At 34.3% G+C, this 13,157-nt stretch carries 18 protein-coding genes; 17 read left to right on the top strand and 1 reads right to left on the bottom strand.

The features are described from left to right. Positions 1 to 63 precede the first annotated feature (63 nt). The 13 genes from spoIVB to ACQCN2_RS16175 all read left to right on the top strand — a co-directional run bounded on the left by spoIVB (position 64) and on the right by ACQCN2_RS16175 (position 9,726). Positions 64 to 1,401: a SpoIVB peptidase gene (gene spoIVB, locus ACQCN2_RS16235; protein ID WP_426929993.1), complete on the top strand. Its 1,338-nt coding sequence runs from the start codon at positions 64 to 66 to the stop codon at positions 1,399 to 1,401. 282 nt (positions 1,402 to 1,683) lie between these two features. Continuing rightward, the gene (spo0A, locus tag ACQCN2_RS16230; RefSeq protein ID WP_426929992.1) at positions 1,684 to 2,463 is read left to right on the top strand and encodes a sporulation transcription factor Spo0A; all 780 of its coding nucleotides are present in this window, start codon (positions 1,684 to 1,686) and stop codon (positions 2,461 to 2,463) included. Between the two features lie 158 nt (positions 2,464 to 2,621). Then, positions 2,622 to 3,599, top strand: a complete 978-nt coding sequence (locus ACQCN2_RS16225; protein WP_426929991.1) for a tyrosine-type recombinase/integrase — start codon at positions 2,622 to 2,624, stop codon at positions 3,597 to 3,599. Positions 3,600 to 4,064: 465 nt separating this feature from the next. Then, positions 4,065 to 4,664: a hypothetical protein gene (locus ACQCN2_RS16220; protein WP_426929990.1), complete on the top strand. Its 600-nt coding sequence runs from the start codon at positions 4,065 to 4,067 to the stop codon at positions 4,662 to 4,664. A 98-nt stretch (positions 4,665 to 4,762) separates the two neighbouring features. Beyond that, on the top strand, positions 4,763 to 6,298 hold the full coding sequence (locus ACQCN2_RS16215; RefSeq protein WP_426929989.1) for a hypothetical protein: 1,536 nt from the start codon (positions 4,763 to 4,765) through the stop codon (positions 6,296 to 6,298). Positions 6,299 to 6,518: 220 nt separating this feature from the next. Next, positions 6,519 to 6,731, top strand: a complete 213-nt coding sequence (locus ACQCN2_RS16210) for a hypothetical protein (RefSeq protein ID WP_426929988.1) — start codon at positions 6,519 to 6,521, stop codon at positions 6,729 to 6,731. A 407-nt stretch (positions 6,732 to 7,138) separates the two neighbouring features. Continuing rightward, complete coding sequence (locus ACQCN2_RS16205; protein WP_426929987.1) at positions 7,139 to 7,558, top strand: hypothetical protein; 420 nt, start codon at positions 7,139 to 7,141, stop codon at positions 7,556 to 7,558. A gap of 238 nt (positions 7,559 to 7,796) precedes the next feature. After that, positions 7,797 to 8,108 carry a hypothetical protein gene (locus tag ACQCN2_RS16200; RefSeq protein ID WP_426929986.1) on the top strand — a complete coding sequence of 104 codons (312 nt, stop codon included), beginning with the start codon at positions 7,797 to 7,799 and terminating at the stop codon, positions 8,106 to 8,108. Positions 8,109 to 8,207: 99 nt separating this feature from the next. After that, positions 8,208 to 8,594: a hypothetical protein gene (locus ACQCN2_RS16195; protein WP_426929985.1), complete on the top strand. Its 387-nt coding sequence runs from the start codon at positions 8,208 to 8,210 to the stop codon at positions 8,592 to 8,594. A 170-nt stretch (positions 8,595 to 8,764) separates the two neighbouring features. After that, positions 8,765 to 8,962 carry a hypothetical protein gene (locus ACQCN2_RS16190; protein ID WP_426929984.1) on the top strand — a complete coding sequence of 66 codons (198 nt, stop codon included), beginning with the start codon at positions 8,765 to 8,767 and terminating at the stop codon, positions 8,960 to 8,962. 214 nt (positions 8,963 to 9,176) lie between these two features. Further along, positions 9,177 to 9,338 (top strand): hypothetical protein, encoded by a 162-nt coding sequence (locus ACQCN2_RS16185; RefSeq protein WP_426929983.1) that lies wholly within the window; start codon positions 9,177 to 9,179, stop codon positions 9,336 to 9,338. 47 nt (positions 9,339 to 9,385) lie between these two features. Beyond that, complete coding sequence (locus tag ACQCN2_RS16180) at positions 9,386 to 9,553, top strand: hypothetical protein (protein WP_426929982.1); 168 nt, start codon at positions 9,386 to 9,388, stop codon at positions 9,551 to 9,553. Further along, the gene (locus tag ACQCN2_RS16175; protein ID WP_426929981.1) at positions 9,553 to 9,726 is read left to right on the top strand and encodes a hypothetical protein; all 174 of its coding nucleotides are present in this window, start codon (positions 9,553 to 9,555) and stop codon (positions 9,724 to 9,726) included. Before ACQCN2_RS16180 ends, ACQCN2_RS16175 begins: the two co-directional genes overlap by 1 nt. Before the next feature lie 26 nt (positions 9,727 to 9,752). Here the strand turns inward: ACQCN2_RS16175 and ACQCN2_RS16170 are convergent, their stop codons facing one another. Continuing rightward, complete coding sequence (locus tag ACQCN2_RS16170) at positions 9,753 to 9,983, bottom strand: helix-turn-helix domain-containing protein (RefSeq protein WP_426929980.1); 231 nt, start codon at positions 9,981 to 9,983, stop codon at positions 9,753 to 9,755. 191 nt (positions 9,984 to 10,174) lie between these two features. Between ACQCN2_RS16170 and ACQCN2_RS16165 the strand changes: the two genes are divergently transcribed. The 4 genes from ACQCN2_RS16165 to ACQCN2_RS16150 all read left to right on the top strand — a co-directional run. After that, positions 10,175 to 10,444 (top strand): hypothetical protein, encoded by a 270-nt coding sequence (locus ACQCN2_RS16165; protein WP_426929979.1) that lies wholly within the window; start codon positions 10,175 to 10,177, stop codon positions 10,442 to 10,444. Positions 10,445 to 10,947: 503 nt separating this feature from the next. Further along, complete coding sequence (locus tag ACQCN2_RS16160) at positions 10,948 to 12,516, top strand: sigma-70 RNA polymerase sigma factor region 4 domain-containing protein (RefSeq protein ID WP_426929978.1); 1,569 nt, start codon at positions 10,948 to 10,950, stop codon at positions 12,514 to 12,516. 158 nt (positions 12,517 to 12,674) lie between these two features. After that, complete coding sequence (locus ACQCN2_RS16155; protein WP_426929977.1) at positions 12,675 to 12,854, top strand: XRE family transcriptional regulator; 180 nt, start codon at positions 12,675 to 12,677, stop codon at positions 12,852 to 12,854. Positions 12,855 to 12,881: 27 nt separating this feature from the next. Further along, the coding region (locus ACQCN2_RS16150; protein ID WP_426929976.1) for a hypothetical protein at positions 12,882 to 13,157 on the top strand (276 nt) is incomplete at its 3' end.

The following is a 13,157-nucleotide window of genomic DNA, read 5'->3' as shown; positions in this document are numbered from 1 at the left end:
ATATATACGGTTAGATGGAGGTGTAGCAAAAGGTGTAGGTAGGGAAAGTAGGAGTGATTGCTGGTGATGCGTCAACTAAAGAGAAAATGGATGGGAAGTTTGCTTTTACTCATCACAGCATTAACAATCAGCTCGACCCCCTTTCGAGATTTGGTTTCTCTACCCAATGAGCTGAGAATATTCGAGGGGTCACTTCAACAGTTCAAGCTGTCCATGCCAGTAATGGGCACATTAGTCAATTCCAACCCGGAGATTTTATCAGTGAATGGCAAGGAAGCGAAAGAAGTCAGCGTAGACTTAAGTCAGCCACTGTCCGTACAGCCTAAAAAAGCTGGAGAAACTCAGCTGCAACTAAAATGGGGCAGCATTCCGCTTAAAGAGATGAAAGTGAATGTTCTGCCAGACATCCGAGTCATTCCTAGCGGGCAATCCATCGGAGTGAAGCTGCAAACGGCTGGTGTCCTGGTTGTCGGTCATCATCAGGTAAACTCGGGTTCAGAGAAATTTTCACCAGGAGAAAAAGCTGGTGTCCATGTCGGGGATATGATTATCCGCATGAATGATATGTACATTAACGACATGAATGACGTCAAGAAGATGATCAATGAAGCTGGCGCGAAAAAAGAATCCGTTCAACTTCTAGTCGTACGTGGTAAAGAAAAGCTGAATTTGACGCTAACTCCAGCCAAAGACTCCAAAGATAATGAGTTTCGCATGGGATTATATATACGGGACTCAGCTGCAGGTGTCGGAACGTTAACCTTTGTGGAACCCAAATCCGGCGCTTATGGAGCATTAGGCCACGTTATTTCCGACATAGATACCGGCCAACCCATCGTTGTAGGCGACGGACAGATCATTCAGGCCAGTGTCACTTCAATTGAAAAAGGGCAAAGTGGGAACCCTGGTGAAAAGCTTGCCCGTTTTTACAACGAGTCACAGGTGCTTGGTTCTATTACTCGTAATACACCATTTGGGATTTATGGAAAGATGAAGGAAATACCCAAACGAAGTCTTTACACGGAACCTATTCCAGTCGCTTTAGCGGAGCAGGTTCAGACAGGCCCGGCCAAAATCCTCACAGTGGTAGAAGGGCAAAAAGTGGAAGAGTATGACATTGAGATCATGAATGTTGTCAAACAGCATTTTCCGGCAACGAAAGGCATGATTATTAAGGTCACCGATAAACGGCTGTTAGATAAGACGGGTGGAATCATTCAAGGAATGAGCGGGAGTCCCATCATTCAGAACGGTAAGCTGGTCGGTGCGGTGACCCACGTATTTGTTAACGACCCCACCTCTGGATACGGCTGTTACATTGAGTGGATGCTGCAAGATGCAGGAATCCCCACACGTTCAGGCAAGCCATCTTCGGAAGCGATAGATGGACAGGCAGCCTAATAAAAAAGAATGCATCATCAGGAAGATCGTCTTCAAGACGGTCTTCTTTTCATGTATTGCCAGAGCTTTACAAATGGTACACTGTTGTTATATTAGACTATTCATGTCGAAAAATTGGAAAAATCATTCAATCTTTCGTCATTAGCAGGAACTACTTTATCCTTGTCGAAAATATTTTGAGTAACAAAATGAGGAATTTTTGTGACATCATGATGAACAGATTCATTTGTACATACATGCACTCATAAACCATTCTTTAGAGAAGATGTAAGGAGGAACTACATGAACAAGATTGAAGTGGTATTAGCCGATGATAATCGCGAATTTGTCAGTCTCCTAGAGGAATACATCAACAATCAAAGCGATATGAGTGTTGTTGGCGTTGCTTACAATGGGAATGATGTCCTAAAAGTATTGGAGGAACGCGTTCCGGATATCTTAATATTAGACATCATCATGCCGCATCTAGACGGATTAGCAGTACTTGAACATTTGCAAAACATGCGTTTGCAGCCACAACCGAAAATCATTATGCTAACCGCATTTGGTCAGGAAGAGATCACCAAGAAAGCTGTTGAATTAGGCGCCTCTTATTGCATCTTGAAGCCATTTGACATGGAAGTGTTGGCACAACGAATTCGCCAAATCATCACCAATAAAACCAGCTTCAAGCCATCCATCAAATCATCCGCGTTAGCTCCAAAAGGCCGAAATCTGGATGCGTCCATTACCAACATCATTCATGAGATTGGGGTTCCGGCACATATCAAGGGTTATTTATATTTGCGTGAAGCGATTACAATGGTGTACAACGATGTAGAGCTTCTAGGCTCGATCACCAAGGTTCTTTACCCAGACATCGCGAAGAAGTTCAACACAACAGCAAGCCGCGTAGAGCGCGCGATTCGCCATGCCATTGAAGTAGCCTGGTCCCGTGGCAATCTCGACTCCATCTCCAGTCTGTTTGGTTACACCATATCCAACTCCAAGGCGAAGCCAACGAACTCCGAGTTCATTGCGATGGTAGCGGACAAGCTGAGGATTGAGGCGAAGATTAGTTAAATGTTGTGTTATCAAGGGTTGAAGATTCATTAAAAATATTCCGACCTCTCGATTTTGGCTATAAACTTCTTTTACTTAGCCATAAATATCCTGAGGTCAAACCAACTGATTTTCATATTTATTGGTTTCCCCCACTTTTAAGAGATGGGGGATTTTTCATGACCGATTTAGAATTTCAAATTGACAATTTTATGCTTTATTGCACTTCCAAAAACCTTTCGAGGAAGACATTAGCAAGCTACGAACAGACATTAAAATTGTTTGCCCAGTATATGAACATAGATCATGGAATTAATGAGGTTAAGCGTATTCAGTCAGGACACATTAGGCACTATATAAAGTACCTACGTGAGCGTGGTAAATACACCGTTGTTTCTAATGAGTCAACGAGAGAAATAAATTATCCCGATAATCGAAATGATTACCAAAAGCCCATTTCTACAACAACAATAGCCAACTATGTTCGTAACATTAAAGTGTTTTTCAACTATCTACACAAGGTTGAGCGTGAGATTCAGAAAAATCCTGTTGAGACCATTGAATCAATTAAGCCTGAACGTAAAATTAAGCAAACATTAACACCAAAGGAAATCAAAAAAGTAATAGATGCATTCGATGTTTCTACCTTACATGGATATCGCAATGCAACTATCACACTTTTGCTATTTGACACTGGGATGAGGGTAGGGGAGTGTTTGGCACTTTTACCTGCACACATAGATTTCGTTCATCGTTCAATCCTTGTAACTAATCCAAAGAATAAGCAAGAGCGTTTTGTTTACTTCTCGCCTACCATGACAAATGAACTCAAGCGATGGTTACAATATAAAGATCGATATATTGAGTCTCCATTTGTATTTCCCACAACAAAAGGAACAAAATTAGAGATAAGAAATTATGAATATGCTTTGCGTCAGATTGGTAATAAAATTGGTGTTCATGTTCATCCCCATTTATTGAGAAACAATTTTGCTAAGTATTACATACTGAACGGTGGGGATTGGTTTAGTTTAAGTCGAATATTAGGGCACTCATCAGTAGAGGTTACTCAGAAATGTTATCTTGACTTTACAGATGAAGAGATTGGGAAGAAGTATCAAAAACATAGTCCATTGACACACTTGCATGATATGTAAAAACTTACTTTATACAAAAGGGCATTAGCGTCATGCTAGTGCTTTTTATTATGACTATATTAGATCGTATGACCTCAAGTGACTTCCAACCTTATAATTACACTCAACTAACCTAAACAACGCTAATACAGAGCTACAAACATCCACAGAGGTATTCAAATCTTAATCAAAAAAATAGAATCAAATTATGGTAAAATTAACTAAAATCCAAGTCAAAAGATTGATGAGTTTTGATAGAACTCGAACTAAAACGATACAGGAAAAAATATCTTGAAGCTGATAATGTTCTAATAACTGACACACTAGAGTAGTGCTGCCGAAGAAAACTTCTGGAAATAGCACTTGGTGGAACTAGATGTAAAGAATGCTTCAATTAGAGCAGTATTAATGACTGAAGAACAGTTTAACGAGTATATTGAGTAATTCTAAGCAAAGTCGGATTTTATGGAGAGGCGTGTTCTTAACATGAATCTTAGAGAGTTTATGGATATGAATGGAGAGAGATTCAAGGTTTATAGAAATGAAGTCGAAATTGCCGAAGTCGATGGGATGTCCAATACTGAGAAAAGTAGTAAAAGAAAATACATTGGCTTCTATCCAGAGACAGATATTGAGGCTGGAGATTGGATAGTTGGTTTAGTATCTGGTAATGAATTGTATATCGAGGACACAAAAACCGATGTATTTCAAGGTAAAGCATTTCAGAAAAAAGGATATTATCTCACTAAGACTCAATATGAAAAATCACAAAAAGACAGTAAACCATTTGTACAATATAATTTTCAAAATGCTTATGGGTCAAATATTGGTACTCAGGGCAATGCTTCCGTAACCAATACATTCAATTTTGATGCAGTTGATCAAATGATTGAAGAGCGTGGTGGAGAAGACAAAGAAGAACTTCACCAAATGATTGCAGAGATCAAAGAGTTATTTGAGGACAGCGAGAAAGTAAAGAAAGGAAGTCTGACTCAATACTCTGAGAAAATTGAGAAACATAGTTGGATTGCAGGTGCAGTTGCACAAATGGCATTAGGATTCTTATCGGGTCAGATGTTTAAATAGAATTAATATTATTTAGAAATAAGGTGATTAAAATAAAGATCTTTGATTCCGATATATGGTATTCCTATTGTAGTTATTTCTTAGAGGATAATTTGGATTTGCATTCAATTGCCAAAAAGATCATTCTTTTAAACGCTGCTGAAATAGTGATAAGTTCTGAAGACAACGTTTATTGGAAAGACAGTAATAGGAGGTTTCAAACAACTAAGTTGTCTCTACAGAGGAATAAAGCAAACAGCATTAAGATCGACATTCCATCAGAAATGTCACCACTTCAGAGAGAATTAATTTACCAATTTGAGTCAATGAAATTCAATGAGCAAAAACTCTATAAACATTTTGAAAAGAATAATAGTTATATTAGAATCTTTTTTGGTGGATGTTATCTACGTGAGGAAGGGAAATTACTTTCAGTATATCCACAAATTAAACTATACAAAAATGGAATTTTACTTGTTACTTTTAGAAAGATGCTTCCTGATACTAATCTAACTATTGAAGAATTTATAAATTACGAGGTCAATATAGTAACAAAATCTTTCGATGAAATCTTACTCCCCGCAGGCATCATTTTTGCTAATGAACTAGCTAGCCGAAAAAGTAGTAAGTATAAACTATATAATAGAAAATCACAGTATAATACTTTAGCAAAAGTAATGACAAATATAAAAAATTCATCGAAATTAATTCGAGAAACTGATTTTTGTTTTAATGTAATACCTGTTGTCACAGGTAATATCAATGAAGAGTTAAATCTGGATATGATAAAAGATATGTTTTTAGTTTATATTAGTTATTTTGCTAATATGAGTTTACTTAAACCTCTTAACAAAAGAAAAAATGAAAAGTATTCCTTACACACTTATTTTAGAGGAGTACCATCTATATTCCTGTTGAATTTTAGTAATCAACCAGACTCAAAAAAACAATTTGATTTAATTCATAACCGTGTTTTTAACAAAATATTAGCAAGATCAGATGGCGTTGAAAAGATTGACATCGAAGAAAAAGATTATAGGCTATATGATGACTATAGTGTATTTGCAAATGAGGCAGTAATTCTTTGGGTTCTAAGCAAACAGGGATTGCTTTCAAATGAAGATTATACAGATCCTAATAGAGGTCATCTAATTTATGACAAACAAGTTCAATCAGAAATGATGATGTTTATGTTTGGTTTGAAACATAAGTTGTTTACAATTTCGAACTCAAGTGAATATACAGTATTGGAAGTAATAAAACAAAAAAATGCTATCAATCAGATGGAAAGAGACTTCACAGAAGCCAGCAACTTTGGGGAAATTAACGATTTGTTAAAGGGATATTCGCAAATGTTTTTCAAATTACAAGAGAATACTGATATAAATTTATCCTTAAAGAAGGAGCTAGGTAACGAACTAAATCAGAAGAAAATCAATACTTTTTCATGGATTATCGCAATATTCTTTGGTTTATTAAGTATATCATCATTTTCAAAGGATTTTTTATTGCCTCTTTGGAAGGTATTCACAAAACCGAATAGTGCTGGATATATTCAAGATTTAGAAACTGTCGTTGCATATTTGACGAGTGCATCCATAACTATAATCTTTTTGATATTACTTTTTTTCTTAATTAATCGACGTAGATTTTGATAATGTGCTTATTGAGTAATAATATGAGAATTCTAAAATGATCTTTCAAATCATAGGAGGAGCCGATAAAAAATAAATATGTATGAGATGACGGAAGAGGATTATACTACTGGAAGGATCGAGATTTTGCACTTTGTTTTGATTGTTTACTTGAGTTAGGATTAAAAAATTAGAGACTGATATTTGTACTAAGGTTTTTTATGATAGGGGGAGAAAAATCGTGAAAGGTAAAGTAATTGCAGTTAATAACAGTACGTGTAAGATTAAAGTATTAAATGAAAATCGCAATGTTTCAGTTATTGAAATACTTGATGACTTACCAGAGGTTGGGGATATTTTAGAAGGCAGCTTAGAATCACTTGGAGGAGAAATGTTATTCAACTTAACTAAACAGACGAGTCTTGATGTGTTTATAGATGATATTCTAATCTAAAAAGGTATTCCTTGCCTATCAGTATCCGTTGTCGTATGCTTCTTAATAACATCAAGCTTCTGGTTAATTCCATCCAGGTACTTGTTGAACTTCCTTGAAGCCTTCAGTCATTTTAGTGTCGAGTGCATTTATTCTGCTAATAACCTTCTCCAATTCCTCTAAGATCAAGTCAAACTTATCCATCGAGTTACAACTACTAATCGATATTAAACTACCTCATAAGTTATCACCATAATAGTCAATAGTTTTGTTCACTTTACATCCCGTCACTGAAACCGACGGGTTAAAGATACTATAAAGAAAGATTGCTTATAATAAAATAAAAGAGACGATTAAACTTAAGTTGAAAATGATGGAAATTATTAGTATAATTAATGCGATTATGGGACGCAAAGGGGGAAATAGAAATGGACATGCCGAGAATAGGTATCAATATTTTCAAAAAAGAAGTAAATGAAATAGTAAAGAAGTCCGTAAATTATAAATTGGATAAAGCAAGCATTATTGACGGATATTATACTCTTGAAAGAAATAACTTGTTCTTTGAAGTGGATAATTATGATAATGCTATTATCTTTGCAAAAGATGACTCAACAAAAGATTTATTATTTGGAATTATTGGACAAGATACCGATTACAACTGGATTTTTGATGACGAAACTATTAAAGAAGCAGTAAAAAGAACGCTGGATGAAATAAAACAAGAGATTTTACCGCTAGAAAAAAATGAAGAGGTAAGAAAACAGGAAGAATTTTGCTTGAGAAAAGAGCAAGAGGAAAAAGAAAAGAACGATAGATTAGAACGAATTAAGAAAATGCTTTCTTGACATCCTATCAAATACGCATTTTAAGTCCTCAATGGAGGACTTTTATTTTTGGTTATAGGACATGGTTTTTAAGTACACGAAGATAAGTAATGCATTTAGGGGGGAGAGTATATTTACATGATGAAATTTTTTGACCAGTTCATTAGACTGGTCATTTCTTTTTCCCGATAAATGAATGTTTCGATTAGGGGAATTTGGGGAATATGAATGTGTGTCTTAATAAAAGGGAGGGACTCAAGTGAATCAATCGTTTGTTAAAAAACTTGAACGGATCTTCGAAAAAGAGAACATTAAGTTACAAGGATATTATATAGAAAGCCTAATTATTGATGCACTTAACAAAGAATATGAGAACCATCCACCACAAACAGAATTCGAGTTTAATTTAACTTTTGAGTTTGATGATGTAGTTGTTACATTTTATGGTGAAGTAATCGAACACGAAAGAGAGAATGAACTGTTAAGTTACATTCCAAGATACGATGACATTAAGTTTGAGCGAGAAGGATTGCCACCAAACTGGCATGAATTTAATTATACTGAATATTAAACCAGCCAAACAAGCTGGTTTTTCTTTTGTTCTTCAAAGAATTTTCGTTGGAATCGTATAACCTGATATTGTAAAATGTTTCATTAGGGGAGGGCAATAATGAACTCATTACTTATAAGTTTTTTAATTTGTGTATTCCTTATTAATACAAATGTCTCATCGGTTGAACCTAGTCCCAAAAAAGAGACTCTATCAACTTACATAAGAGTAGATCAGGTAAGACCAGAATTTCTTGATCAAGTTCATTATTTTTATGACCAAATTATCGCACTGGATAAAAAGAACGAGAAAATGAGCAAAGAGTTTGAGAAGAAATTTATTGATTTCAGCATTACATGGAAAACGCAAAATACCAGCGAACAATTCTTAGCCATTTTAATAAGTAGATTATATGTAGGGAAGATTGCACTAGATCACAGTTCCTCCATTGAGGATAGAAATAGATTCAATGAAACAGCTTCAGATTTAAAGAGTATTTTCCAATAGTCGTAAGTGATTACGGCTATTTTTTATGACCTTTTCCTCATCAAATCTACATATAATAAGATCGTTAAAAGGCAAATTGATTTAAATTACCACTATCTACCTCTTGTTTGAACTGTTGGATTCATGCCAATAATGTTCTCAAGAGATTTTTTAGGTGGTGCGAGAATACAATGGATCAAAACAGAGGGTTACCTGAATTTCTAGATATTCGAGGCGATAAATATAAAATCACATATAATGAAGACGGAAAGGCAGTTGCTGAATGTGATAGAAACAAAAGAGGTTGGAAGGTAAAAATTAGATTTACTAACGATATGGAAAGACATAAGGAATCACTTGAGGCAATAAAGCAATTTTACTTATCATAAAAATAATTTTCTGCAGGTGGATTTTATATGAAAAAAATAAAAACAAAACACTGTAAACATGGGAGATGTAACGTTACCGTAACGATAATGGGTGAAATCGATATCGATAAATATGCTGATGCAATCATGCCACTTATTCAGAAATATAAAAGCAAGTTAAAAAACAAATGATACATTTGATTTCTTAATCATAAAAAGTGTGAAGGGTGTTCATATGACAAACAATGAGAAAAGTAAAGCCAATAAAATATTAAAAGATTATACATATTATAAAAGTGGAATGAAAATTGAAGTTACTTTCACCAATGAGCCATCTGATGCAGCAATTGAAGCGTTTAATAGAAGATATAATCAGGTCAAGCATAAATTTATTTAAACCGTTTGAGAAGTAAAAATGCCATATTCAAGCGAGGATGAAACAACATGACAAAAAGTGATAATGAGTATCAAATCATTGAAGTGTTTGATGAGGATTCAGGGAAAACAATTGATGATGTGATCAGAAGTTTAAAGTGGTGGTATGAGGATATCTTGTTCAATTATGATTACACTTCAAACAACAAAGCGAACTCTAAGAAGGAGTTAGATTAATGGTTAAACGAAAAAACCAGGAACTTAAAATAGAATTGGTTAATACTGGTGAAATAGATATCAATGTTGCGATGAGAAATATAATAGCTTATGCAGCACAAAAAGCACTGATTGAACAGAATATAAAAGGATATACTATTATTAATCCAAACACTCAAAGAAATAATGAATGAAAAAATAGCCGCCTCGTAATGGGCGGTTACTCTTCTTTTATATATTCAACTAAATCCCCAACCTGGCATTTAAACAACTTACATAAACGGTTTAGTGCATCCTTACTTATGTTCTTCACATCTTCTTCATTGTCCATCATTGTATTTATTGTGTTTGGACGGACTCCGCTATTCTTAGATATCCAATAATTGGTGATTTTAATGTTATTTTCCTTCTCGTAAGACTGTGCAACTTCCTTTAGTCTGATTCTTATCATGTTTTCACCTCGCTATAACACTAATGATATTAAAAAGTGTTTATAGACACAAGTGTTATAAGATGGGATGACAGATTTTCAATCTATTTTATATTAACACTTGTGTTGTGATAACACATGAGTTAATATCAACGTATAAGATAACAACTTAAGTCAGTGAAGTGTATACGTAATATGAGGAGGAATTTACAATGAAATATCAATATCAGGAAACATTCTGCTATGAAAATGAAGATGGATCACCTTTATTCTCAGAAGAGCAACTCGAAAGAAAAGAGTTAATGTCATTTGAAGACTTAGTAGATTGGACATGCGTTGAGGCAGAAGTAATGAAAGATACATATATTCATGTAGTCGAAGGTGTATGCATCTGGGAAGAAGATTTTGAATACGATGATGATACTGAAGATTTTGTGGTTACTGAAGCAGGGTACGAATTATTGCAACAGGTAGCTGCTTAATGACTCAAGTCAGGAGCGGATTGACCGCTTCTTTTTGTTTTACATACCTCTGTGGCTTTCTATAAGCCAGGTACAGATGTTTTTATCAAATAAAAGTATATTAATTCCTACCAAAAATAAAAACGCCATAGGAGGCGTTAGAGAAGGTGGAAAATTATTTTTGTGAAAATTAAAATAAACTGTTGACTAGCTATCAACAGTGCGATAAATTAAATAAGACACCCAATTTTCGTATGGGGTGATCTTTAACTATTAGTTTATATTGAGAAAGGATGGTGTTCTATGGATTAGTATTTCATTAGTGTTTCCTATCTGTCAAAAATTATACTTAAGTTTATGATCAAAGTCAAGTTTTATCTGAAATTTAGAAGAAGCCCATTAAAGAAGAATAATGAAAAGAAGAAACACCAACTGAGCCGTGTATTCGGCAATTAAAAGACGAAGGGGCTATGAAGAATGAAAACGACTAATAGAAAATTTAAAACTAACTGGAGGAATCATATTTGGCAATTGAAAACAAATTTAAAACCGTATCATTACTGGAGTTGGTAAGAGATTATCAGGAAAAGTATTTTCCGTTAAAGAGTAAGTTTGAGCAAAATGGAATTAATATTACTCAGTATGAAGCAGAACTTGAAAATTTGAGCAAACCAATCTTTGATAGAGTATTTGATATTATAAAGCGACCAGTGAAATTTAAGAATGACGAAATGAAAAATAATAAACTTCATGATAAATCGCTAGTGGAAGAGTTTGAAGAAAAGAATAAACCTGATCTATACATAAAAACCGATTACAAATTTGACAATGTTGTTGGACTAAAAAAGATATACTTTCATGTGAAAGAATATAATTATAGACTGGACATTTCTGAATTTAACGCTCTGTTTAATTTTCTACTTCTCTCAGAAGTTTTCCAAAAGGCAGACCTAGCAAAATCATTTGAAAATGGACAATTAATCTCATGGTCAAAGAAAACTTTACTTGGTCGATTTATCAAGATTCTAAATGGTAAAGATGAGAAGATCAAATACGACTTTTCGGCCGTATCAGAATCGGACATTAAAGACGAAGATCGACCAAATGACTATAGCCTATATGATGAAGTCAGTTTTAATGATTTTATCTCTTTGAAAAGCAGCCCAAAATATGAAGGGTTTTTACACTATTTTGGTGGGTATGAAATTTTATTAAAGTCATTATCCTTAGCCAAAGAGCAACGAAAAGTGTTCGATTTAGTCCATGAGCAAAACCTTACTCTTACGGAGATTTCTAAATTACTGAATAAGGACATTTCAACAGTAAAACGTTCCTTAGAGAAAGCAAATGAGAAGGTAAAGGCGAAATACCTAGAGTATCAACTGATTGCACAAAAACTGAAAAGCAACATCTATAATGGCATTTCTTCTTTTCTTGAATTTGTAGATGAAGTAGAAATTTATGATGAAAAGTTTAGAATGTTGATTTGCTTATTGAAGAAGGAATACAAAAAGGAAACAATTAATTACAAAGAATTGCAAAAAAACCGTCCTTATCCTACATATTATACTAATGTCTTTGATCTCATTACTGATAATTTAATAGAACCTGATACAACAACAAAGATATTAACTGATAGTCTACATACAGGTTCATGGAAAGTGCTACATACCATTTTGGAGACTGGAAAGTTTCCAACAGGACTAAGAGAACGACAGAAAGAAAATATTGTGAATAGATGTATCAAAATATTTAAATCTTACATAGATGATGTTAATAAGATTATAAGTAAAGCAAGTAAGCACATTGTGAAGAATACTGATTCTTCCTATATGAAATTACAAAAACAATTGAAACAACACGAAAACCAGGCCAAGAAAAATAAAAATGAAGTTCCAACATATCCATTACATACATATCCAATGTCCGAAGAGGACAGAGAGAAATTCACTAAGGTCTGTATTAAATGTAGTGAAAAGAAAGAACGTAACGAAAATAACTATTTACGAAGAAGCTCAATCGAGATTGGTTCAATTGTTCGTGATGGTTTCTATGAAATTTGCAAAAGTTGTTACGATGGTGCAGATATTTAAAAAAAGATACCAACTTTAATGTATATACTTAAATAGAGAAACATATTCTGCTATTTTTTTAAACACTAATTGAAATATTCCAGTAAAATACAAGCCTGCTGCTCATACGAGTGGTGGGCTTTTTACATAGATACCACTTGGAAGGAGGTGAATATCACATGGAAATTAATCAGCGTGAACTATACACGATCAAGCGAAGAAAAAAGAAAATCAAACTCTCAGAAATTGCATCACATCTAAGATGTTCTGTCAGCCTAATTTCGGAATGGGAGCGGGGTAATTGCAATATGAGTAATGACAAAGCACGGAAGTATAAAGAGTACATTGAAGAAAACTAAAACTATAATAACGGAGGAATAATACATATGAGTTTAGCATTATCAATCTCAACCCAAAAACAACACGTGATTGCAATTGATAAGGCAATAAGTGTAAACCGTGACGGTCAGTCTTATCGAGTCATAAATAAAACATGCACAAAATTTCAAATCGTTGGGAACACATTATACTTCTTTTGCGGTGATATGCTCATTGGTGAAACATTTAAGCAAGAAATCGCAAAAGTGAAAGACCGAAGCTTGAACGGAGTTATCAATCTAGCAAAGAGTTTATGGGAAAAGTTTAATCAAGAGGATCGTATA

This window comes from Brevibacillus ginsengisoli (assembly GCF_050113715.1).
Taxonomy (GTDB): domain Bacteria; phylum Bacillota; class Bacilli; order Brevibacillales; family Brevibacillaceae; genus Brevibacillus_H; species Brevibacillus_H ginsengisoli.
This window is presented reverse-complemented; position numbering and strand designations above follow the sequence as displayed.